This is a genomic window from Acinetobacter sp. YH12076, from assembly GCF_013419525.1.
Taxonomy (GTDB): Bacteria; Pseudomonadota; Gammaproteobacteria; order Pseudomonadales; family Moraxellaceae; genus Acinetobacter; species Acinetobacter amyesii.
Genome location: NZ_VOZY01000002.1, coordinates 105,654 through 130,019 on the forward strand (window position 1 = coordinate 105,654; position 24,366 = coordinate 130,019).

General features: G+C 42.6%; 21 protein-coding genes and 1 riboswitch. Of the genes, 17 read left to right on the forward strand and 4 right to left on the reverse strand.

Features of this window, described 5'->3' with window-relative positions; all coding sequences use genetic code 11:
- Positions 1–3 precede the first annotated feature (3 nt).
- The 4 genes from FTU22_RS02030 (at position 4) to lpxC (ending at position 4,558) form a co-directional block, all read left to right on the forward strand.
- Positions 4–858 carry a cell division protein FtsQ/DivIB gene (locus tag FTU22_RS02030; protein WP_180092718.1) on the forward strand — a complete coding sequence of 285 codons (855 nt, stop codon included), beginning with the start codon at positions 4–6 and terminating at the stop codon, positions 856–858.
- Between the two features lie 68 nt (positions 859–926).
- Complete coding sequence (ftsA, locus tag FTU22_RS02035; RefSeq protein ID WP_111884462.1) at positions 927–2,189, forward strand: cell division protein FtsA; 1,263 nt, start codon at positions 927–929, stop codon at positions 2,187–2,189.
- 159 nt (positions 2,190–2,348) lie between these two features.
- A complete protein-coding gene (gene ftsZ, locus FTU22_RS02040; protein ID WP_180092720.1) occupies positions 2,349–3,530 on the forward strand; it encodes a cell division protein FtsZ in 1,182 nt (393 codons plus the stop codon).
- A gap of 125 nt (positions 3,531–3,655) precedes the next feature.
- The gene (lpxC, locus tag FTU22_RS02045) at positions 3,656–4,558 is read left to right on the forward strand and encodes a UDP-3-O-acyl-N-acetylglucosamine deacetylase (RefSeq protein ID WP_078193215.1); all 903 of its coding nucleotides are present in this window, start codon (positions 3,656–3,658) and stop codon (positions 4,556–4,558) included.
- A gap of 97 nt (positions 4,559–4,655) precedes the next feature.
- Here lpxC and FTU22_RS02050 read toward each other — a convergent pair whose 3' ends face one another.
- Positions 4,656–5,096 carry a DciA family protein gene (locus FTU22_RS02050; RefSeq protein WP_180092722.1) on the reverse strand — a complete coding sequence of 147 codons (441 nt, stop codon included), beginning with the start codon at positions 5,094–5,096 and terminating at the stop codon, positions 4,656–4,658.
- A 106-nt stretch (positions 5,097–5,202) separates the two neighbouring features.
- On the opposite strand from FTU22_RS02050, the gene FTU22_RS02055 reads away from it, so the two are divergent.
- From FTU22_RS02055 to FTU22_RS02065, 3 genes are all read left to right on the forward strand, one after another.
- On the forward strand, positions 5,203–5,898 hold the full coding sequence (locus FTU22_RS02055; protein WP_078193213.1) for a M23 family metallopeptidase: 696 nt from the start codon (positions 5,203–5,205) through the stop codon (positions 5,896–5,898).
- 281 nt (positions 5,899–6,179) lie between these two features.
- Positions 6,180–8,882: a pyruvate dehydrogenase (acetyl-transferring), homodimeric type gene (gene aceE / locus FTU22_RS02060; RefSeq protein ID WP_180024620.1), complete on the forward strand. Its 2,703-nt coding sequence runs from the start codon at positions 6,180–6,182 to the stop codon at positions 8,880–8,882.
- 2 nt (positions 8,883–8,884) lie between these two features.
- Positions 8,885–10,870, forward strand: a complete 1,986-nt coding sequence (locus tag FTU22_RS02065) for a 2-oxo acid dehydrogenase subunit E2 (protein WP_180092724.1) — start codon at positions 8,885–8,887, stop codon at positions 10,868–10,870.
- A gap of 48 nt (positions 10,871–10,918) precedes the next feature.
- Here FTU22_RS02065 and FTU22_RS02070 read toward each other — a convergent pair whose 3' ends face one another.
- A complete protein-coding gene (locus tag FTU22_RS02070) occupies positions 10,919–11,626 on the reverse strand; it encodes a methyltransferase type 11 (protein WP_180092727.1) in 708 nt (235 codons plus the stop codon).
- A 58-nt stretch (positions 11,627–11,684) separates the two neighbouring features.
- Positions 11,685–11,827, forward strand: a riboswitch (yybP-ykoY riboswitch).
- A 74-nt stretch (positions 11,828–11,901) separates the two neighbouring features.
- Between FTU22_RS02070 and FTU22_RS02075 the strand changes: the two genes are divergently transcribed.
- From FTU22_RS02075 to recJ, 7 genes are all read left to right on the forward strand, one after another.
- The gene (locus FTU22_RS02075) at positions 11,902–12,480 is read left to right on the forward strand and encodes a TMEM165/GDT1 family protein (protein WP_078193209.1); all 579 of its coding nucleotides are present in this window, start codon (positions 11,902–11,904) and stop codon (positions 12,478–12,480) included.
- A gap of 194 nt (positions 12,481–12,674) precedes the next feature.
- The gene (locus FTU22_RS02080) at positions 12,675–13,472 is read left to right on the forward strand and encodes an MBL fold metallo-hydrolase (RefSeq protein ID WP_078190564.1); all 798 of its coding nucleotides are present in this window, start codon (positions 12,675–12,677) and stop codon (positions 13,470–13,472) included.
- 98 nt (positions 13,473–13,570) lie between these two features.
- Entirely contained in the window at positions 13,571–13,936 is a 366-nt protein-coding gene (locus FTU22_RS02085; protein WP_078193208.1) for a YkgJ family cysteine cluster protein, read from the forward strand.
- Positions 13,937–14,156: 220 nt separating this feature from the next.
- The gene (gene guaB, locus FTU22_RS02090) at positions 14,157–15,623 is read left to right on the forward strand and encodes an IMP dehydrogenase (protein WP_180092729.1); all 1,467 of its coding nucleotides are present in this window, start codon (positions 14,157–14,159) and stop codon (positions 15,621–15,623) included.
- Between the two features lie 118 nt (positions 15,624–15,741).
- Positions 15,742–17,073: a phosphoglucosamine mutase gene (gene glmM / locus FTU22_RS02095; protein ID WP_111884469.1), complete on the forward strand. Its 1,332-nt coding sequence runs from the start codon at positions 15,742–15,744 to the stop codon at positions 17,071–17,073.
- An 18-nt stretch (positions 17,074–17,091) separates the two neighbouring features.
- Complete coding sequence (gene pdxH / locus FTU22_RS02100; protein ID WP_180092732.1) at positions 17,092–17,748, forward strand: pyridoxamine 5'-phosphate oxidase; 657 nt, start codon at positions 17,092–17,094, stop codon at positions 17,746–17,748.
- The gene (gene recJ / locus FTU22_RS02105; RefSeq protein WP_180092735.1) at positions 17,749–19,452 is read left to right on the forward strand and encodes a single-stranded-DNA-specific exonuclease RecJ; all 1,704 of its coding nucleotides are present in this window, start codon (positions 17,749–17,751) and stop codon (positions 19,450–19,452) included.
- Between the two features lie 70 nt (positions 19,453–19,522).
- On the opposite strand, the gene FTU22_RS02110 is transcribed toward recJ, so the two are convergent.
- Positions 19,523–20,308 (reverse strand): putative porin, encoded by a 786-nt coding sequence (locus FTU22_RS02110; protein WP_180041702.1) that lies wholly within the window; start codon positions 20,306–20,308, stop codon positions 19,523–19,525.
- A 324-nt stretch (positions 20,309–20,632) separates the two neighbouring features.
- Entirely contained in the window at positions 20,633–21,481 is an 849-nt protein-coding gene (locus tag FTU22_RS02115; protein WP_180092737.1) for a porin, read from the reverse strand.
- Between the two features lie 181 nt (positions 21,482–21,662).
- Between FTU22_RS02115 and prfB the strand changes: the two genes are divergently transcribed.
- The 3 genes from prfB to FTU22_RS02130 all read left to right on the forward strand — a co-directional run bounded on the left by prfB (position 21,663) and on the right by FTU22_RS02130 (position 24,338).
- Positions 21,663–22,758, forward strand: a protein-coding gene (prfB, locus tag FTU22_RS02120; RefSeq protein WP_111884474.1) for a peptide chain release factor 2 whose coding sequence is annotated in 2 segments (ribosomal slippage) — positions 21,663–21,734 and positions 21,736–22,758 — 1,095 coding nt in all. Because the reading frame shifts where the segments join, the coding sequence is not laid out codon by codon here.
- A 154-nt stretch (positions 22,759–22,912) separates the two neighbouring features.
- Complete coding sequence (locus FTU22_RS02125) at positions 22,913–23,212, forward strand: helix-turn-helix transcriptional regulator (protein ID WP_078190555.1); 300 nt, start codon at positions 22,913–22,915, stop codon at positions 23,210–23,212.
- Between the two features lie 37 nt (positions 23,213–23,249).
- Positions 23,250–24,338: an alkene reductase gene (locus tag FTU22_RS02130; RefSeq protein WP_180092740.1), complete on the forward strand. Its 1,089-nt coding sequence runs from the start codon at positions 23,250–23,252 to the stop codon at positions 24,336–24,338.
- Positions 24,339–24,366 lie beyond the last annotated feature (28 nt).

The following is a 24,366-nucleotide window of genomic DNA, read 5'->3' on the forward strand; positions in this document are numbered from 1 at the left end:
ATTATGGCTCAACTTCCTGCGTCAATGCGCCGTAAACGTGCAGCAACGACATCGATACATGACAAACCACCGACACGTAAGGAAAAGCTTACCAATGTGGGTGGATGGCTGTTGTTGTTTATTGCATGTGTGGTCTTGATTGCCGGAATTTGGGGGCTATATAAAGTCATGACGGATGCACGTGTGGCTGAACTTGATGTGGTGGGTGTGCGGAGCGCCCAAGAAAAACAACAAGTCATATCATACGTTTCACCGATGATGACTGAAAACTATTTTACCTCTGATTTACGTGTCATTCGTGACCGTACTTTAGAAATCTCTTGGGTCGATCGCGTGGTGGTATCGCGTGCTTGGCCAAATGCAATTCGTGTACGGGTGATGCCGCGTCAAGCGATTGCACGTTGGGGAACTGGGCGACTGTTAAGCGACAGTGGTGATGTATTTGCCGAATTAACCCCGACCAATCATCAGAATTTGCCGTTATTGCATGGGCCGACGAGTCAGTCCAAAATGATGATGCGTCGCTATAATGAAATTAATCAATTATTTATGCCTGTTGGCATTCGTTTAAAAGAATTATATTTAACCGAACGAATGACTTGGTTTATGCAGTTTGATTCAGGCTTACGCGTGATTGTCGATCAAGATCAGACCATGAGTAAGTTGCAGCGTTTAAGTTATCTCGCACATAGTGACTTAAAACCTGTTTGGCCACGAATTTCTGCCATCGATTTGCGCTACCGAAATGGTTTAGCGATTCAATGGAAAAACTCTGTGCCAGCAAAGTCGGTAAATGGTCAGTTTGTTGTAACCAGTGATGACATAGGCATTGCGAATGCAGCGCCTGTAAAGCCATAATGATCGGCTTTATAAGTAGAGGCTTTAAGCCATAAATTAAACAAACATGTGAATGGTAGTAGTAAATAATGAATGAAGCTGTTCCCTCGGTTGTTGCGATTGACATTGGGACACACAAAGTTTCAGTTTTGATTGGTAAGGTACACGCGCCAGACAATATCCAAGTGGTAGGGATGGCGACCGCTCGTAACCGCGGCATGAATAAAGGGAAAATTGTCAGTCTCGATAAAGTTGTTACCGCAATTAAAAATGCAGTGCAGGAAGCGGAAGATATGGCGGAATGTCGTGTACATTCTGCGTGGATTTCCATTCCCAGTGCTGAACTAAAAAGTTTTTATGCCTCTGGTCGTACTCCAATTGAAAATAATGACCATGCGATTACCACCAATGAAGTGGTGCGTGCTTTAGAACTGGCCAAAGCCAGTCATTTAACATCTGACCATTATTTGGTGAGTGCTGTACCTTTAGGTTTTGAACTAGATGATGAACCTGAATGGGTGTTAAACCCGATTCGCATGTCAGCACGGAGTATGACAGGACATTATCATTTGATGATGTTGCCCATCAGCACCATGCAGAATTTGGATCGCGCATTAAAAGGTGCCAATATTGGTGTTGAACGCATGGTCATTTCATCATTAGCAACAGCTGAAGCCAGTTTGCTTAAAGATGAAAAAGAATATGGTGTGTGCTTGGTTGATATTGGTGCTGGTACGACCAACATTGCGGTGTATTTAGATGGTCGCTTGGCGATGACACACACCTTGCAACGTGGCGGTGAGCATGTAACACGTGATATTGCTGCTGTATTGCAAACCACAACAGAAGAAGCTGAACGCATTAAGCTGTTGTATGGTTGTGTTGATCTGAAAGTGGTTAAACCTGAAAGTATGATTCAGTTCCAAGGTATTGATGGTCCACAAACCATTAGCCGTATTGAACTGACCGAAATCATTATTGCGCGCTATGAAGAAATCTTTAATCAAGTGCGTAATGAGTTGGTCGATCATGGTGCGATTCATGGGTTATACCATGGTGTTGTACTCACAGGTGATGCCTGCCAAATTGAAGGGATGGTGACATTTGCGCGTCGGATGTTAGGTGTTTCTGCACATTTAGGTAACCCACCTATGCAAGTGTATGCTGATGATCAACAGCAAGCCGCTTTACGTCGTTCACAATACGCGACTGCCGCAGGTCTGTTAATTTTCAGTCAAAGTGAAACACAAGATACGATCGTTGAGCCAGAAGATACGGAAAAACTTTCAGTATTGAATCGGGTAAAACGTGCATGGTCGGGCTTCAATGACACCTTGAAGTCGATCTTTTAAGTTGAAATATTTGGGAATATTGTTGGGAAGTTGTACGGATTATTGCTTGTACTTGACAAGCTGGAACTTGGACAGCATTCTAAAAAACAATTTTTATTAAGATCAAGGCAGTATACGGGCTGAAGTGTCTGCCAATTATGGATTAGGAATTTTTTAGGCATGGCCTCATTTGAATTTTTAGAAGATGATCAAAGCGACAGCAACGGTCAAGCCCGTTTCACAGTATTCGGTGTAGGTGGTGCTGGCGGTAACGCTGTGCAACATATGTTGGAATCAGATATTGAAGGTGTAAAATTTGTTTGTGCCAATACAGACAAACAAGCACTCGACCGCATGAATGCACAATTTAAAATCCAACTCGGCGAGCAAAGTACTCGTGGTTTGGGTGCAGGTGCAAATCCACAAGTGGGTCAAACTGCTGCTGAAGAAAGCCGTGAGTTGATTCGCCAACACCTTGAAGGTACGGACATGGTGTTTGTGACTGCAGGTATGGGTGGTGGTACAGGTACAGGTGCTGCGCCAGTTGTTGCTGAAATTGCCAAAGAAATGGGTATCTTAACTGTAGGTGTGGTGACGACTCCGTTTAACTTTGAAGGTAAACGTCGTCAGCAGTCTGCTGAGAAAGGTATTGAAGCACTTGAGCAACATGTTGATTCTCTGATTATTATTCCGAACCAACGTCTACTTAAAGTATTCCGCGATATTTCAATGAAAGATGCCTATAAAAAGGCAGACGATGTATTGTTAAATGCGGTGCGTAGTATCTTTGATCTTGTCGTGCGTCCGGGTCATATCAACCTTGACTTCGCCGATTTGAAAACTGCCATGAGTACACGTGGTTATGCAATGATGGGTGCAGGTTCTGGTCGTGGTGAAAACCGTGCGCGTCAAGCTGCTGAACAAGCGATCCGTAGCCCATTGTTAGATAACGTGACCATCATGAATGCAAAAGGCATTTTGATTAACGTTACAGGTGGCGATGACGTAACCTTCGGTGAAATTGAAGAAATCACTGATGTGGTGAACCAAATTGTGGATCTTGATGAAGGTCAAGTATTCTACGGTACGGTATTTGATCCAGATGCACGTGATGAAATTAGTGTAACGGTGATCGCAACGGGTTTAACTCGTAATTCTGCCGATTCTGCTGAGCCAGTGAAACGCCCTGTCGCACAAGCAACGCGTACAGTCGCTTCTGCACAAGTACCTGTAGATGAAGATGATGTGCCAGCGATTCAACGTCAGCACAATGAAGCAGCAGCTCCAGCTGCAGCAGCATCCAATTCACGCCCTACGCCAATGAGTATTCAAGACTATTTGAAAAATCAGCAGCGTAAATAACATAAATTCAATGACTTAAATGTCTGTTGATTACAAAAGGTAGCTGATCAGCTACCTTTTTGTTTTTTATCAATGGCTAAATATGCTAACGTATAGCGGTTTTGTGAACTGATGATAGAAGACACATGTTGAAACAACGTACCCTGAAACGCATCGTGAAAGCGAGTGGCATCGGACTGCATAGTGGGCAAAAAGTGATGATAAACTTTGTGCCACATCATGCCGATGGGGGGATTGTGTTTCGTCGTATCGACTTAAATCCACCGATTGATATTCCAGCCGATGCTATGCTGATTCAAGAAGCATTCATGTGTTCTAACTTGGTGCAAGAAAATGCCAAGGTGGGCACAATTGAGCACATTATGAGTGCGATTGCTGGTTTAGGGATTGATAACCTGATCGTGGAAGTGTCGGCGTCTGAAGTGCCCATTATGGATGGGAGTGCCGGCCCGTTCATTTATTTGCTTATGCAAGGTGAACTACAAGAACAAAATGCACCTAAAAAATTCATAAAAATACGCAAACCTGTCGAAGCACTGATCGATGATAAACGTGCTGCCTTCCAACCCCATGACGGTTTCCAATTAAATTTTACGATTGATTTTGACCATCCTGCATTTAAGAAAGAATTTCAGTCGGCAACCATCGACTTTTCAACCGAAACATTTGTCTATGAAGTTAGTGAAGCGCGGACTTTTGGCTTTATGAAAGATTTGGACTACCTAAAAGCTAATAATTTGGCTTTAGGGGCGAGTCTCGAAAATGCCATTGGTGTAGATGACAATGGTGTGGTCAATGAAGAAGGCTTACGCTTTTCGGATGAGTTCGTTCGTCACAAAATATTAGATGCTGTGGGTGATTTATATTTGCTCGGTCATCAAATTATTGCGAAATATGATGCCTATAAGTCAGGTCATGCATTAAATAATCAGTTATTACGCAATGTCAAAAGTGATCCAGACAGCTATGAAATTGTAACATTTGATGACATTAAAGATTGCCCAATTAGTTATGTGAATGTGACATAAGTCATTGTCTTATAATAGTGATGTTATATTGTATCATTTATAAGTGTTAAGTCTGTCACATTCTGAATATTCAAATTTATCTGTTACAACTCGGTGGTTACTTTTTATTGCTTGCCAAACGCAGCATTGCTTGGCTAAGCTTAGGGTCGCTCACAAAGTCAGCAGCATTACGGAGTAAATCCTGAGTTTCTGTACTGAGGGTTCTTGAAATTTTTTCAGGGGAATGGGGCGTTGGAGACGGAGTTCTCAGACGAACTTGAATCTTGTGTAAATCCTTGAATTCGTATATTTGTGATAACTGTGCAATATATTGCTTTTGTAAATAGGCCAACTGACTTATCAGTGCCTGATTTTCACCAGTTAATATAAGTACACCGTTTATATAACAAACGACTTGCCATTGATCCGGTTGGGGTAATAGCGGTTGGACAATTTTCGTAAGCTTCTGCCATACAGCAACTTGCGTTGAGAGAAACGAAAAGTTTCCTGTTTTTATGTGTTTTCTTGTTGGTTGAAAGACGTTGACAGGTTCTGACATACATATTTCCTACATGTTTATGTCTTAATCTTATGCGCTCCTTTTGGCTGATATCAAGGACGAAATCACACAAGGAACAAAAGAGAACAGTTTATAGAGGTTTTTTATGCATTTACGACGTATTTTATTGGCGTTTTCATTGGCTGCTTCGGCCGCTTCAGTCGCTTTTGCAGATTTAGTTGAATTAAATCAAGCAGATTCATCATCAGATCGTATTGAACAGTTAACTCGCACTTTGTCTCAAGGTGCTTACTCTGAAAGCAATGATATTGATATTCCAGCAGAAACTAAGTTGAATGTTAAAATTCGTGAAAAATCAATTGAGCTCAACAATGCGACAATCGCAAAAAAATACGGTTCAAGCAATTCCTCTAAAAACTATTCAGCAAGTTCAAATAATCCATATTCATGGTTAATTGCCCACCCACTTCCAGACATGAAGCGTGTAAGTTCAAACTATGGTGGTCGTACCATGGGTGGCCGTGCAGAAAATCATTCAGGTTTAGATCTTTCTGCGGCTAGTGGCACACCTATTTATGCAACGGGTCCAGGCATTGTAACAAAGTCAGGTTGGGGCACAGGTTATGGTCAATATGTTGAAATTAACCATGGTAATGGTTACCTGACACGTTATGCACATGCATCACGCTTAATTGCACGTGTAGGCGACCGTGTTGCTGCGGGTGAGCATATTGCTAACGTTGGTTGTACTGGTCGTTGTACTGGCCCACATTTACATTACGAAGTAGTGAAAGATGGTCAACGTAAAAATCCATCAACGTATTTAGCGATGTTACCATAAGCACATATAACATCTATATACGAAGCCATTGTCTGAACCTCTACAGACAATGGCTTTTTTATTTATCGCTAATAACTATAAAATTATCATTTTAAAAAATATTGTCTGTATGAAAAATGGCGAAAATTGACCCAAAAATGTAAATTTGTGTAATTGTTAATCAATGAGTATTTAGTAAATAAATAACAGAGCTATTTCGTATTCATTTGTGGCGATAACTGAGCCTAGCCAAAATATGGTACTAATAGAGCCATATATTTAGCACATAGGATAGGTGAAGTATGGCGTTTTATGGCGATACAGATGCGCAAGAAACCCAAGAATGGCAGGACGCATTTGATTCAGTTTTACAGCACATGGGAACTGACCGCGCTGCATTTTTGCTTGAAAAACTCTATCAACAAGCGATTGCTAAGCACGTTCCCATTCAGCGACTAAATACTCCTTACTTAAATACCATTTCAGTTGAAGAACAGCCACCTATGCCAGGTGATTCGGATATGGAGCGCCGTATTCGTGCGTTGATCCGCTGGAATGCCTTAGCGATGGTACTGCGTGCCAATAAAACAGGTGATGACTTAGGTGGTCACTTGGCAAGTTTTGCATCATCTGCAACTTTATATGACGTGGGCTTTAACCACTTCTTCCGTGCCAATAGCGACAGCTTTGGCGGTGACATGATCTATTATCAAGGTCACTGTGCGCCGGGTATCTATGCACGTTCGTTCTTAGAAGGTCGTTTGACTGAAGAACACTTAAATAATTTCCGTCGTGAAGTCGGCGGTAAAGGTTTGCCTTCATACCCACATCCATATTTGATGCCAGATTATTGGCAATTCCCAACCGTATCGATGGGTCTAGGTCCAATCATGTCGATCTATCAAGCACACATCCAAAAGTACTTGATGAATCGTGGCCTGATCAAAGAAGAAAACCGTAAAGTTTGGGCTTACCTCGGTGATGGTGAAATGGATGAACCTGAAAGTACAGGTGCCATTTCACTTGCAGGTCGTGAAAAGCTCGACAATCTGATTTGGGTTGTGAACTGTAACTTACAGCGTCTAGATGGCCCAGTTCGTGGTAATGGTAAAATTATTCAAGAACTTGAATCATTGTTCCGTGGTGCAGGCTGGCGTGTGATTAAGGTGGTATGGGGTCGTCATTGGGATCCACTACTAGCAAAAGATGATTCAGGTGCCTTAAAAGCGGTGATGGAAGAAGCGGTCGATGGTGACTTCCAACGCTATCAAGTGAAAGGCGGTGCGTATACGCGTGCACATTTCTTTGGTAAGTATCCTGAAGCTGAAGAGTTGGTGCGCAACTTAAGCGATGAAGATATTGATAACCTGAACCGTGGTGGTCATGACCCATTCAAAGTGTATGCGGCTTATGCCGAAGCGATGAAGGAAACGGGTCAGCCAACAGTTATCTTGGCAAAAACAGTCAAAGGTTATGGTTTGTCGGAAGAGATTGAAGCAGTCAATAAGACGCATCAAATCAAGAAAATGCAGCTTGAGTCGTTGAAATACGTGCGTAACCGTTTCAACTTGCCATTTACCGATGAACAGCTTGAAGAAGTGCCATTCTACCGTCCAAGTGAAAATTCACCTGAAATTAAATACATGAAAGCACGTCGTGAGGCATTGGGTGGTTATTTACCTGCACGTCGTAAAGAAAGCGAGCAGCTGGCGATTCCTGAATTGTCTGTGTTTGATGCGGTACTCAAAGGCAGTGGCGGTAAAGAGCAATCGACGACCATGTTGATGGTACGTTTGATTTCATCATTATTGAAAGAAAAAGCCATTAAAGATCGTGTCGTACCAATCGTGCCAGATGAAGCGCGTACTTTCGGTTTGGAAGGTATGTTCCGTCAGTTGGGGATCTATGCTGCGCATGGTCAAAAATATACCCCTGAAGACCAAGAACAGTTGATGCATTACCGTGAAGCCAAAGATGGTCACATGCTACAAGAAGGGATTAACGAAGCGGGTGCGATGAGTGCTTGGGCTGCGTTAGGAACAAGTTATTCAACCAATAACTTGCCAATGATTCCGATGTATATGTACTACTCGATGTTCGGTTTCCAGCGTATTGGCGATATTGCATGGGCGGCAGGTGATGCGCAGGCGCAAGGTTTCTTGCTCGGTGCAACTGCGGGTCGTACAACACTGAACGGTGAAGGTTTACAGCACCAAGATGGTCATTCACATATCTTGGCAAATACGATTCCAAACTGTATTTCTTATGACCCATGTTTTGGTTATGAGTTGGCAGTAATCGTACATGATGGTTTAAAACGCATGTACGTGAACCAAGAGCGCGTGTTCTATTACTTAACAGTAATGAATGAAAACTACGAACACCCTGCTATTCCTGAAGGTGCTGAAGAAGGCATTAAACGTGGTATGTATCTCTTCGAAGAAGATGAGAAAGCAACGGTTCAGTTGATGGGTTCAGGTGTGATTCTGCGTGAAGTGATTAAAGCAGCGAAAATACTTCGTGATGAATATCAAATTCATTCAAATGTGTGGAGCGTCACTAGCTTTAACGAATTAGCTCGTGATGGTATGGCGTGTGAAGAATACAACCGCCTACATCCATTGGCTGAAGATACGAAAGAAGCTTGGATCTCTCAATTACTTCGTGAAAAAGACGGTATTGTGGTATCGGCAACCGATCACATGCGTGCTTATAGCGAACAAATCCGTGCTTATCTTCCAGACAATCGTCCGTTCGTTGCATTAGGCACAGATGGTTATGGTCGTTCAGATACACGTGGCAACTTACGTAGCTATTTTGGTGTTGATGCCGCACATATTGTGGTAGCAACATTGAAAAAACTCGCGGATGAAGGCGAAGTTGATGCGCGTTTAGTCAAAGATGCCATCTCAAGCTTTGAACTAGATACTGACCGTCCAGTGGCATGGGCTCCGCAGGAAACGCCGGAACTGCATGCTGTGGCTGACTACAAAGAGGAGAACTAATCATGCGAATTACGACTCCTGATATTGGTGTAGATAAAGCAACGGTCGCTGAGATTTTAGTGAAAGTCGGCGACACCATTAGCGTTGATGACAGCATTGTGTTGTTAGAGTCTGACAAAGCCTCTGTTGAAGTGCCAAGCACTTCGGCAGGCGTGGTGAAAAGCATTGCAGTTAATCTAGGTGACAGTGTTGCTGAAGGTGCTGTGCTGATCGAGTTGGAAGCAGAAGGTCAAAGTACTGCTACCGCTGAGCCAGTACAAAATGCAACTGAAGACCAAGCAGCAGAACCAACTCCGGTTGTGGAAGCAGAACAAGCTGCAGCAGCACCTGTTGCAGCCAATGCTCCTCAGTCGCAAAGTGTCGATGTGCAAGTCCCTGATATTGGCGTAGAAAAAGCTACGGTAAGTGAGATTTTGGTCTCTGTTGGTGATGAGATTGATGTTGATCAAAGTATTATCGTGGTGGAATCAGACAAAGCGACAGTCGAAGTCCCAAGTACTGTATCAGGCCGTGTTGAATCGATCACGATCAGTGCTGGCGATGTAGTGAAAGAAGGTGTAGTGATTTTAACGGTGAAAACGGCGACTTCATCTGCTGCGGTTGAATCGGCTGCTGTGCAAGAAACTGCACAGCCTGTTGCTGCACCTGTTGTTGCAGAAGCAACACCAGCGCCGTCTACGGCTACAGCGTCTGGACCTGTAGAAATTGCAGTGCCTGACTTAGGTGTTGATAAAGCAGCGGTGGCTGAAATTTTAGTCGCTGTGGGTGATGTGGTTGAAAAAGACCAAAGCATCATCGTGGTGGAATCAGACAAAGCAACGGTAGAAGTGCCAAGCTCTACTGCTGGTAAAATCACCGCGATTCATGTTCAGTTAGGGCAAAGTGTCTCTGAAGGCGTCGCTTTAGTGACGATTGAAGCTGAAGGTCAAGCTGTTGCAGCACCCGCGCCAGCAGCGAAACCTGCACCAGCTGTAGCACAGCCTGCGACAGTTGCACCTAAAGCTGAAAGCAAAGTTGAAGCAGCAGCACCGCAACCACAAGGCGCAGATAAGCTCACCAAAGAGCAAAATGCTGCCAATGCCAAAGTGTATGCAGGTCCGGCCGTTCGTAAGCTTGCACGTGAATTGGGTGTGGTTTTGGCAGAAGTAAAAGCATCTGGCCCGCATGAGCGTTTAATGAAAGAAGATTTATTCGCTTATGTAAAAACCCGTTTGACCACTCCGCAAGCTGCACCAGCAGCGCAAGCTGTGGCACAGGTTTCAGGTTTGCCGAAGTTGCCAAGTTTTGATGCTTTTGGTGGTGTCGAAGAGAAAGTTTTGACACGTTTACAACAAGTGTCGATTCCGCAATTGTCTTTAAACAACTTTATCCCGCAAGTGACGCAGTTCGATGCAGCGGATATTACTGATCTTGAAGCTTGGCGTAATGATTTAAAAGCTAACTTTAAGAAAGAAGGTATTGGCTTAACCATTATGGCTTTCATCATCAAAGCAGTGGCTTATTTGTTGAAAGAAGAGCGTGAATTTGCAGGTCATTTGTCTGATGATGGCAAGTCAGTATTGTTACGTAATGAAATCCATATGGGGATTGCCGTTGCCACGCCTGATGGTTTGACCGTGCCTGTACTGCGTAATCCAGATCAAAAATCGATTAAGCAGATTGCAATTGAGTTGGGTGAGCTGAGTCAAAAAGCACGTGACAAAAAACTATCGCCAAAAGATCTACAAGGTGCGAATTTTACCATTACCAGTTTGGGTTCAATTGGTGGCACGGCATTTACACCGTTGGTCAACTGGCCACAGGTGGCGATTTTGGGTATTTCACCTGCAACCATGCAGCCAGTATGGAATGGTGAAAGCTTTGATCCACGTTTGATGCTGCCGCTGTCATTGTCATACGATCACCGTGTGATTAATGGAGCGGACGCTGCACGTTTTGCCAATAAACTGACGAAGCTGCTCAAAGATATCCGAACTTTATTGATCTAATCTGACCTGTTTAAGTTTCAAAATGAACCCTGCTTTGGCAGGGTTTTTTTATGGCGTGGTGGTGGACTGACAAAGCCAATCAGGAAGTTCAATGGGTGAAGGGTAGAGCTTTAATGCCGAGTTTGCGTTGAGGTTATAGGTGAGTGGAAGCGTACGATGTGGCTGCGCCGTCGACCAAAGCTTATGTCGTAAATGTTCAAAGCGTTGGAAGTCTTTTAAAAATAAACCCCAAAACTTTTCATAATGTCCCAGTTCTTGCACATGTTGATGCTGATAAGCATGTGTTTGACCTTGTTGGTGTTGAAAGTCATAGCCCATCAGCCAAATACGATGCGGTTGAAAGAGATGTGCGAGTGAATAGGCTTGAAGGCCGCAATTATTACCATACACAAAGTACGGTGAATGAAATAACTCCGCTTGCGTATCGATGCGCACGGTTTTGAAGTTAATCACTTCATGTTCAGGATATGGACGGTTGTGACCTAAACCACATCCGCTAATGATGTCACCTTGAAAGGATGCATTAAGCATGGGGTGATACTGCAACCACCATGCATAGTCTGAATGATGGGCAATTTGAGCCTGAGGAAGTTGAAGAAAACTTTGATTACAGCAAATGATCAGCAGCTTTTTTGAGGGCTGAATGGTGGTTAAGTCGAAATTGAGCTGAGATGGACCACCTGCAATGATTAATACATCCTGCACATGCATATAGTGTTGAATAAATTCTTGAAATTTTTGATTATTGTTTTGCATATCAAATTGAGTCATCGAAAATTAAAATTGCGAAAACATGCATTCCTCGCTAGAATAGCATTACTTCATTGGGGAGTAGCCGCTTTTTACGCAAAGTAAAAAGGTGATGGTCAACATATTTGCTCTAAAACGAGCATGGTCATCATAGCAAAGAACCAAATGAGCTCTTCGTAGCTTTCTTTTGTTGGCAAGACCTTTGATTTATCACTCTGCACATTGGCTAGCAGGAGGGATAAGTCATCGGTATATGTTATTGCTAGCCAGAGAAATGCACCATGTTAACCGCTTTCTTCATTTCCCTTGCTGTTGTTGCCCTGTCAGAAATGGGTGATAAAACACAATTACTTGCCTTACTGCTTGCTGCACGTTTTCGTAAACCCGTTCCGATCTTAATTGCAATTTTCCTCGCGACTGTGGTGAACCACGGGGTTTCTGCTGTGCTGGGTCAATGGATTACCACCGTTTTAAGCCCAATCGTTTTATTGTGGATCGTTTCTCTGGGCTTTATTGCCATGGCGGTGTGGATGTTGATCCCCGATCAATTGGATGATGAATCTGAAAGTATCAATAAGTGGCAAAAATATGGGGTTTTCGGCGCCACTTTCGTTTTGTTCTTCTTGGCTGAAATTGGAGATAAAACCCAAATTGCCACTGTTGCACTGGCTGCACGCTTTGACAGTATTGGCTGGGTGACTTTGGGGACGACATTAGGCATCATGTTGGTTAATGCGCCTGCGGTATTTATTGGCAACAAACTAGCAGAAAAACTACCGATTTCACTGATTCATAAAATTGGCGCCTTGGTATTCTTGGTGATTGGTTTGGCTGCGTTGGCACAACACTATTTATTTTAAATAATGATCTCACCATATTAAAAATACATGAAATCCTGAGTTAAAAACTCAGGATTATTTGCCAATAAATGAGACCCAATTCACTGATATTTCAGATAATATTGACTGAATATTTATTGTAAGTTTCCCTAAATAAATATATGTTATTCACCTATAGAATATATATTTTTTGATAAAAAATTTGGGGAATGGGAATGGCTTTCGAACGCACAACATCACAGGTACTTTATGATGATGGAAAGCATAAATGTATTAGCTTTACCAGCTTGGTAAAAGGCGAGGGCGTACAGGCGAACCAGTTCCTGATTTTGGATAATGAGCGCGCAGCAGTGCTCGATCCGGGTGGTGACTTGACCTATGTCCCACTGACTATGGAACTGAATAAATATACCCGTTTGACCAATCTTGACTATGTGATGGCCTCGCATCAGGACCCTGACATTATTACTTCGATGCCACGTTGGTTGGTTTATACCGACGCCAAAGTGGTGGCATCTAAACTGTGGGCGCGTTTCTTACCACATTTAAACTCTGCATTCATGAGTGACCGCATGAAAGGCAACTGGTTGGATCGTCTGATCGAACTGCCAGATCATGGTCAGGTGATTCCATTAGGCAACAGTCATTTGGTGGCTGTTCCTGCACACTTCCTACATTCAGTTGGTAACTTCCAATTTTATGACCCGATTGCCAAAATTTTATTCTCAGGGGATATGGGCGCATCTATGGTGGATGATGCCTCTAAACCTTTAGAAAATTTTGCCGCCCATATTCCTAAAATGAAAGGCTTCCATCAGCGCTACATGTGTTCAAACAAAGTGATCCGTCTTTGGGTCAACATGGTACGGACGATGGATGTGGAAATGATCGTACCGCAGCACGGCACGCCATTTATTGGTAAAGAACAGATCAATCAATTCTTAGATTGGATCGAAACCTTGCAGTGTGGTGTCGATTTAATGGATGAAACAGTCTTTACTTGCCCAGTATAATGACTTGAAAATTTCAAAAAATAATTGAGTTTGCAGATAACATTTTTTAATATTTTTCGTCCATAAAATAAGCTTTTAGATGACGAGAATAGATAAAAATGTTGTCTCAAATACCGACTCAGGATGCATGTTTAACCTGTGGAGCATGTTGTGCTCACTATCGCGTTTCTTTTTATTGGGCAGAAGGGCTAAATATGCCTGAACATTATACGGAACCTGTGACATCGGTGTATTCATGTATGGTGGGTACGAATCAGGCAAATCCACGTTGTATTGCTTTAGGTGGAGAAGTAGGCAAACAGGTGAGTTGTAACATGTATGAGGCACGTAGTTCATCTTGTAAAGAAGTTCAAATCGCCGATGAGCAATGTAATAAAGCACGCATCGCGCATCAAATGATTCCATTGATCAGTATTCCACTGCATGATGCTGAAAATGACGAAGATTTCGATCAAGTCAGTTAAGGCTTTATTTCCAGAATAAATTTATTGAAATCTAAGAGGTAGAGTCTTCGGATTCTGCCTGTATTGCACTGGATGCTGACCAACCCCCAGAGTATTCTTGCTGAAAACAGCATATTCGATGGTTAATATTGAAAACTCCGTAAAGAATTGCCGCAATTAAAATGAAAATTGAACGGAAATTTGTATATAATGGCTCACGGAAATTACCAGCGAGACTGTTATGTTGACCATCGTTCAAGAAGCCCTAACCTTTGATGATGTCTTATTACTCCCTGCCTATTCTACTGTTCTCCCAAAAGATGTCTCTCTTAAGACACGTTTCACACGTGGCATCAATTTGAATATTCCACTTGTTTCTGCTGCAATGGATACTGTGACTGAATCACGTATGGCGATTGCAATGGCGCAAAACGGTGGTATCGGTATCCTGCATAAAAACATGGATATTGCTGCACAAGCTGCAGAAGTTCGCCGCGTGAAAAAATTTGAAGCAGGTATGGTGAAAGACCCAATTACCGTTACACCAGAAACGACTGTACGTGAGCTGATTGCTTTAACTCAAGCAAATAACATCAGCGGTGTACCAGTGGTGAAAGACGGTCAAGTGGTGGGTATTGTTACTGGTCGTGACACTCGTTTTGAAACCAATCTTGAGCAACCTGTTAGTAACATCATGACAGGTCATGATCGTTTGGTGACTGTTCGTGAAAACGAATCAAAAGAAAACATCCAAGCATTACTTCAAAAACACCGTATTGAAAAAGTCCTTGTTGTAAATGACAACAACGAACTGAAAGGTTTAATCACGGTTACTGATTTCCGTAAAGCTGAAAACTATCCAAACAGTTGCAAAGATGACTTAGGTCGTTTACGCGTTGGTGCTGCAGTTGGTACAGGTACAGAAACACCAAGCCGTGTAGAAGCATTGGTGGAAGCGGGTGTTGATGCGATTGTTGTTGATACAGCACATGGTCACTCTGCAGGTGTAATTGAACGTGTACGTTGGGTAAAAGCCAACTATCCACAAGTTCAAGTGATTGGCGGTAACATCGCGACTGGTGATGCAGCACTTGCATTATTAGATGCTGGCGCAGATGCAGTGAAAGTGGGTATTGGCCCAGGTTCAATCTGTACTACACGTATTGTGGCTGGTATTGGTATGCCGCAAATCTCTGCGATTGACAGCGTTGCCAATGCACTAAAAGATCAAATTCCATTGATCGCAGACGGTGGTATCCGTTTCTCTGGTGATATGGCAAAAGCGATTGGTGCAGGCGCGAGTACCATCATGGTAGGTTCATTGATGGCGGGTACGGAAGAAGCACCGGGCGAAGTTGAATTCTTCCAAGGTCGTTACTACAAAGCGTATCGTGGTATGGGTTCATTGGGTGCGATGGCAGGTGCAACAGGTTCTGCTGACCGTTATTTCCAAGACTCAAAAGCAGGCGCTGAAAAACTTGTACCAGAAGGTATTGAAGGTCGCGTACCGTACAAAGGCCCAATGGGTAACATCGTTCATCAAATGATGGGTGGTTTACGTTCATCTATGGGTTATACCGGTTCTGCGGTGATCGATGACTTACGTAAAAATGCACAGTTTGTCAAAATTACTGCGGCAGGTATGTCTGAATCTCACGTACATGACGTGACTATTACTAAAGAAGCACCAAACTACCGTGTTGGTTGATATTTAGTAGCTTTTAGCCAAAAAGGCCGTCATTAATATGACGGCCTTTTTGTTTTTGGTGTAAAGTATTTGCAGTAAAAAGTGATGATTAAGATCACCATTAAGAAGTGAGTACAACATGAGTTATTTTGGTACAGATGGCATTCGTGGCAAATTCGGTGAATTGCCTATTACCCCTGAATTTGCATTAAAACTAGGATTTGCCGCAGGTAAAGTATTAAAACAATACAGTAAAAAAGCAAAGCCCATCGTTGTACTAGGTAAAGATACCCGATTATCGGGCTATATTTTAGAGTCAGCATTACAAGCCGGTTTAAACGCAGCAGGTGTTTATGTTCATTTGTTGGGTCCATTACCTACACCCGCAATTGCCCATTTAACCCGTGCATTACATGCCAGCTTAGGCATCGTGATCTCGGCGTCGCATAATCCGTATTTTGACAATGGTATTAAGTTTTTCTCGAGCGAAGGTAAAAAATTGCCGGATGAAATTCAAGAAGCCATTAACAAAGAACTTGAAAATGACTTGGTGATCGAAGACCCTGCAAACTTAGGTAAAAGTGTGCGTGTAAAAGATGCCAATGGTCGTTATATCGAGTTTTGTAAATCAACCTTCCCGTACCATTTTGACCTGACAGGCTTAAAAATTGTGGTGGACTGTGCCAATGGTGCAGCCTATAGCGTCGGCCCTTCGGTGTATCGTGAACTCGGTGCAAAAGTGATTGCGCTGTTTAACGAACCGGATGGTTTAAACATCAATAAAGACTGTGGTTCGACACATCCTGAGTTTTTACAAAAAGCAGTGGTTGAACATCAGGCAGATTTAGGGATCGCTTTTGATGGTGATGCCGACCGCGTGATTATGGTCGATAAAAACGGTCAGCAAATTACTGGTGACCATATTCTTTATATTTTAGCCACTCAAGCGAGTCAAAAACCTGCGGGTATCGTGGGTACCGTAATGAGCAATATGGCGCTTGAAATTGCTTTAGATCAAGCCAAAGTGCCGTTGCTTCGTGCCAAAGTTGGTGACCGCTATGTTCTACAAGGCCTAGAAGAAAAGGGCTGGGTAACGGGCGGTGAACCATCAGGTCATATCTTGACTTTGGACAAGAGCACCACAGGTGATGCGATCATTGCTTCACTTCAGGTGTTAACGGTGATGGTTGAGCAAGGTAAAGCTTTGCATGAATTGGTGGAAGGGTTTGAGTTATTACCAAATGTCTTGGTGAATGTTCGCTTGGCTGCGATGTTTGATCCCTACGCCGTACCTGCACTGGTGAGCGAGTTTGAAAAAGCTGAAGCTCAGCTTAAAGGGCGTGGTCGCATCTTGATTCGTAAATCAGGCACAGAGCCGGTCATTCGTGTCATGGTTGAAGGTAATGACCTTGAAGAAGTCACCGCATTGGCAAATCATTTGGCCGATGCTGTTCGTGCCAATGCAGCTTAAATCAAGAGGGGAAATTGCATGAATGATGTGATTAAGGACTTAAGTGAACTGCGTTTAACTTATCAAAAAGGTGAGTTGCATGAAGATCAGGTGAACCGTGATCCGCATGAGCAGTTTTTATTATGGTTTAACCATGCCTTAGAAGCACAATTGCATGAACCCTATGCTATGTCTTTGGCGACGGCAAATGCCCAAGGTCGTCCGCACGTGCGGACGGTCCTGTTGCGCGGTGCGACCCATTCAGGTTATGACTTCTACACCAACTATGACAGTCAAAAAGGTAACGATCTGCTCAATAATCCTTATGCAGAGTTATTGTTTTATTGGCAAGAGCAGGAACGTCAAATTCGGGTCAGTGGTCGTGTGGAAAAGATATCTCTAGAAGAATCTACGGATTATTACCATAAACGACCGCGTGACAGCCAAATCGCAGCGCACATTAGTACTCCACAAAGTGGTGTTATCGCCAGTCGTGAAGAATTACAACAGCGTTTCCAAAATTTGCATGATCAAGTGGAAAGCAAAGACGTTTTGGAGAAACCTGAGTTTTGGGGCGGCTATCGTTTAGTTCCGGATTATTATGAATTTTGGCAAGGCCGTCCGAATCGTTTACATGACCGATTGAGTTATAAACTACAGGATGGTCAATGGGTTTTACAGCGACTGATGCCATAAATGTCTAAACTTTTAATTCAACAAAGACCCTATTTGACGCGCCCTGAAGATATTCAGGGCGTTGCCCCGTTTATTGCTGATTTATTGGCACGTCGCGGGGTTTCTTCCGCACAAGAGCTGGAATTGAAGCTTAAGCATTTACATGCCCCGACCTTAAAAGGCATGCAGCAAGCCATAGAGTTGATCGACCAAGCCATTGATGCACAGAAAAAAATCGTCATTGTGGGCGACTATGATGCCGATGGTGCGACTAGTACTGCATTGATGGTCTTGGCACTGCGTGATATGGGCGCGGATGTTGAATATCTGGTTCCAGATCGTTTCAAATATGGTTATGGCCTGACACCCGCCATTGCCGATTTGGCCTTCGTGAGCTTTACCCCAGATGTGTTGATTACAGTCGATAATGGTATTTCGAGTCATGCTGGTGTAGCACAGGCACAGGCGCATGGTATGCAGGTGATCATTACCGACCATCACCTGACCACAAAGGAAACACCACAAGCAGAAGCGGTGGTAAATCCCAATCAATTGGGATGTGAATTTCCAAGTAAAGCCTTGGCTGGCGTAGGTGTTGCATTTTATGTGTTGGCAAATTTGGCCAGTATGCGTAAAAAAAATGCTAAATCCACAGCCAACCTCAGCCAATATTTGGACTTGGTGGCCTTAGGCACTTATGCCGATGTTGCAAGTCTAGATCTGAATAATCGGATTTTGATTGATGCTGGTTTGAAGCGGATACAGCAAGGATTATGTCGTCCAGGGATCAGTGCATTATTGGATATTGCCGGTCGTGATCCTGCACAGTTAAAAGCACAGGACTTGGGCTTTGTAGTTGGCCCACGACTCAATGCAGCTGGGCGTATGGAGACTATGGATATTGGGATTGAGTGTCTGATTGCGGCAGATTTAAGTACGGCTTATCCGATTGCGCAGCAGTTGAATCAACTCAATATTGAAAGACGCCAAGTCGAAGGGCAGATTAAACAGGAAGCTCTGGCTGAGTTAGAACATATTCAGCTTGATCAGGATAACTTACCTGCAGCCTTGATCATGTTTGAACAGCATTGGCATCAAGGGGTGATTGGGATTGTTGCAGGGCGTTTGAAAGAACAATTCCATAGACCTGCAATCGTCTTTGCCGCAGATGAGGATGGCGTACATATTAAAGGCTCTGCGCGTTCTATCGAAGGTATTCATATTCGAGACAGTATTGAGCGTATTGCTGAATTACATCCGCATTTGGTGAGTCATTTTGGTGGACATGCTGCCGCAGCAGGACTAACCATTCAAAAGCAGCATTTTTCTGAATTTAAAACCGCTTTTGAAGCACTCATCGCTGCGCAAGATGAAAATTTATTTCAGGCCACTATTTGGACAGATGGCGAATTGCCCGATTCGGCCATTAATGTCGAAACCGTCGATCTTTTGCAAAATTTAAGTCCATGGGGACAAAAATTCCCTGCACCGGTCTATGAAGGCCTATTTAAAGTTTTAGATTATCGTTGGTTGAAAGATGTGCATCTGAAATTAAAACTTGCTTTAGATAATGGCTTAATGGTGGACGCAATTGCATTTAATGCGGCAGAAAAATATGAATTTAATCCTATGCAAGATAAAATCCGCTTGGTCTACGAACTCGATAAAAATGAATTTAGAGGAAATGTCAGTGTTCAATTGAGAGTTCTACACTTGGCTCAATAAATTCTATTTTTACAGGCAAATAAAAAACCGCTCAGAAGAGCGGTTTTTTTATGGTTTTGACTTCAATGGATTAGAAGCGGTATTTCGCTGCTACACCAAATGAATTGTAGTCATTGTTGCCAACTTCACCGAAACCAACACGACCTTCAAGGCTCACTTGTTGGTTGAAGAATTTACGTGCATTGATCCCTACTTCGTTACGATCAGTGACATCATTGTTGTAGTAGTCAGCACCAACACTGAATGTTTTGTCGATGAAGTAATCCGCTGCTAGATTGAATTCATCTAGATCACCGAATGCTGCACCCGCTTCAAGGTTGATGTCTTTACCATTGCTTAGTGTAGTGACATATTTTGCACGAAGTGTTGGATCTACACCGTCGTCATCGTCATTGTCCCAACCTTTTAGACCGGCAGCAACTAAGAAACCAGGTGCAGGAAGGTAACCCACTTCAGCTGCATAATAAGTTGTATCGTTATCTACTGTGCCGAATGGAGTGTCAACTTCGACATTATTACGGCTTACATCACCAGATACATAGAAATCTGAGTTTGGTACGAAATATTCGATACCAACGCCATAAGTATTGTCGTCAACATTGCCACGGTCAGCGAAAGTTGCATGTGCATTTACGTTACTTGCACGGTTTAAGAATGCAGCTTCTGCAAGAGGAGCGTTACGCGTTTGAACAGGGTTGAAGTAATAAGTACCGTTTACACCAAATTCACTGCCAGAGCTTCCATTATCTGGGTCGATGTAACCAGCTGATGCGCCTACTTCTGCTTGATAAGCATGAGCTGTACCTGTAATAGCAAGTGCAGAAAGAAGTGCTGAAGCAATTGCGAGTTTTTTCATGGAAACTACCCCTCTAAATTGTTTGGCTAAATTTAATACATTTTTTGTTACAAGTTTTAGTCTAGAGAATTTTTAGAGATGGTCAATCGCTGCAAAGTTGCAGAACTGTGTATTCGGTAATTTTATGTAATTTTAATAATTTAAGATGTTGAAAAATATATAATTATTATTAATGTTTTGTTTTATTAAAACTGTGTAGATATTATGAATTTGTAGACTATTTGGTCAATAACTGGACTTTTTTTAAAGTAAATATTACATCGAAAAGAAAAAAGCACCTCAAAATTGAGGTGCTTTTTTAGCAAACTTCTAATTCAAACGAAATTAGAAACGGAAAGTTGCATTGATGTTGAACGCTTGAACGTCATCACCAAAACCAACTTGACCACCGATTGCTAGGTTCGGGTTAAGGAAATATTTTGAACGAATAGCGAAGTAATCCGTGTCTTCATCACCATCATCTTCGATGTTATAAGATGCACCAATGCTAAAAGCTTGGTCGAAGTAGTAGTCTGCACCAATCGTAACAGAATCAATGTCACCAAAAGCACCGTCTGCTTCAAGGTTGATGTATTGACCATTGTTCAACGGCGCAACATATTTTGCTTTAACAGCAAAACGGTTATCGTCATCACCATCTTCAACTTTAACGCCGTCAACACCAGCAGCTAAAAGTAAATTAGAAACAGGTAAGAAGCCAACTAATGCACGATAAGTTGTTACATCATAGTCGTCTTTATAAGAACCTGACCAACTTGGGAATTTATAGTTTTCTTTGTACTTAACTCGAGAAGTACCAATTTCACCGTTTACATAAAATTGTTGATAGTAGTATTCGATACCAGCCGAAATTGAATGTACATCTTGTTCATCAGTTTCAGTACCAAGTTCAACGCCATCAAAAATTGCGTAATCAACACTTTCTTTGCGATTAAAAGCATATTGCGCATAGACGTTGCTATTATGCCCAAGGAATGCGGCTTCATTTAACGGACCATTACCAGTTTTTACTGACTCAAAGTACAATGTACCTTTTACATCAACAGAATGATCTGAATCTGTATAGTCATCATCCCAATCCGTATATGTATAACCACCATCAATTTGCGCATCATAAGCAAAAGTTGATGAAGTGATAACAGCTAATCCTAGTGCAAGTAATGTCTTTTTCATAAAACCCTCGAAACATTATTGTTGTAAATAAAATGTAATAAATAGTAACGCGAGCGTATTGTTCATATTATGTGCATTGAAGTCAATGATTTGGATGATCAATCTGGCTGAATCTGTGCAAATTCTCTGTGATATAATAGACGGCTATTTAAGCCAAATTTTTTGATTGAGAGTAATTCACGTGGAAATTAATCCGTATCTATTACAGCTAAAAGACTTAAACGACCGTGGTCAAACATTACGGGGGTATCTTTGACTACGATCTGAAAAAAGAGCGTTTAGAAGAGGTTCTACGTGAGCTGGAAGACCCAGCAATTTGGAATGATCAAAGCCGTGCACAAGCAATGGCAAAAGAAAAAGGTGAACTCGAAAACGTCATTAACGTGCTCGAAGGGCTTTCAACTCAGCTAGAAGATGCGCAAGCGATGTTGGATCTTGCGGTTGAAGCAGAAGAAGAAAGCTTACTTGCGGATGTGCAAGCAGAGTTAACTTCAGCGGAAGCAGAACTTGCGAAATTAGAATTCCGTCGTATGTTCAGTAATCCGATGGACCCGAACCCATGCTATGTCGAAATCCAAGCAGGTTCTGGTGGTACTGAAGCACAGGACTGGGCATCGATGTTACTACGTATGTATCTACGTTGGATTGAACGTCATGGCTTTAAAGCAGAAGTGATGGAAGAGTCTGATGGTGATGTGGCAGGGATCAAGTCTGCAACGATCCGTGTAGAAGGTGAGTATGCATATGGTTGGTTACGTACAGAATCTGGCGTACACCGTTTAGTCCGTAAGTCACCTTTTGACTCAGGTAATCGTCGCCATACTTCATTCTCAGCGGTTTTTGTATCGCCTGAAATTGATGACAATATTGAAATTGAAATCAATCCAGCTGATGTACGTACTGATACCTATCGTGCATCTGGTGCGGGTGGTCAGCACATTAACAAAACAGACTCTGCGGTACGTTTAACTCACGCTCCAACAGGGATTGTGGTGGCTTGTCAGAACCAACGTTCACAGCACGCCAACCGTGACCATGCATGGAAACAGCTACGTGCAAAATTGTACGAACTTGAAATGCAAAAACGTAATGATGCGGCACAAGCGTTGGAAGATACCAAGTCAGATATCGGTTGGGGCAGTCAAATTCGTTCATACGTTTTAGATGACTCGCGTATTAAAGACTTACGTACTAGTGTAGAAAGTTCAAACACCGGTGCAGTGCTTGATGGTGATTTAGATAAGTTTATTGAAGCCAGCCTCAAACAAGGTTTGTAATTTAAATTTATATAGAAAACAAAGTTCTATCTGTTCTTGATCAATATATCTAAAAAAATCGATATAAAAATCGAAAAAATACGATATAGTGTATTCAAGATGCTGAATAGAACTTTGTTGTCCAAATTTTTATTTAATTAAACCCGTTTAAATTATGGATATTGATTTAATTTTTAAAGCACTTGCCAATCCGACTCGACGTCAAATCTTGGAATGGTTGAAAACACCAGAACAGTTTTTGTCAGAAGAACAATGTGGCGGCTTTAATCGTGGTGTATGCGCTGGCAATATCGAAAAACTCGGTAATGTTTCGCAGTCTACGATGTCTAATCATTTGTCTGTGTTACAACAGGCGGGCTTAATTCAAGCCGAGAAATATGGTCAATGGTCGTATTTTTCACGCAATGAAGAACTCATTCAGCAATATATTGATTATCTGCAGAACTCACTTTAAATCATTTTTCGCATTTGAAGTGTCAGGCGAGACATATATGGCTGAACTTAATACTCCTCTCATTTTGGGTGATTTACACCTCAAAAATCGCGTTGTAATGGCGCCACTAACCCGTAGTCGTGCAACCATTGACCGTGTTCCAACGCCGATGATGGCTGAATATTATGCACAGCGTGCAAGTGCTGGATTAATCATTTCAGAAGCAACAGTCATTTCAGAAGCAGCTAATGGCTATTTGCAGACGCCGGGTTTATTTACCGATGCTCAAGTTCAGGGCTGGAAATTGGTGACCCAAGCCGTACATGAACAGCAAGGTTTAATTGTGGCACAATTGTGGCATGTCGGACGTGTCTCACATCCCGACCTTTTGAATGGTGATACACCAGTTTCTGCCAGTGCGGTACAACAGGCGGGTTATGTGAGTCTGCTTCGCCCAAAACGCGAATATGTCGTGCCACGTCCATTAGAGATTGCAGAAATCAAAAGCATTGTAGAACAATACAAACAGTCTGCGATCAAAGCCAAAGAAGCGGGATTTGATGGTGTGGAATTGCATGCGGCCAATGGTTATTTGATCGATCAATTCCTACAAAGCAAAACCAATTTACGTGAAGATGAGTATGGTGGTTCTGTAGAAAACCGCGCACGTTTATTGCTTGAAGTGGTGGATGCGCTGATCGAAGTGTGGGGGGCAGGTCGTGTAGGTGTGCATCTTGCGCCGCGTGGTGATGAACACGACATGGGCGATCATGATCCACGTGAAACCTTTGGCTATGCTTTAGAGCAGTTGGGGCAGAGGAAGATTGCATTTTTCTTTACCCGTGAATATCTGGCGGATGACAGTATTAGTGATTATCTTAAAAAGCGCTCAAATGGTGTGCCATATATTGCTAATATGCGTTTAAGTCGTGAAGATGCGGTAGATTTATTGGCCTCAGGTAAAGCCGATGCGGTGTCTTTTGGTAAAGCCTATATTGCCAATCCAGATTTGTTTGAACGTTTGCTGGCGAATGCTGCACTGAATGAATTGCAGTTGGAAAATATGATTGGAACAGATGTTGCCGAAGGCTATATTGATTATCCAAGCATGAAAAATAAATTTGGTTCAGGTCGTTCAACCTATTAATCGACACTTGAATACGCATTATCCATTA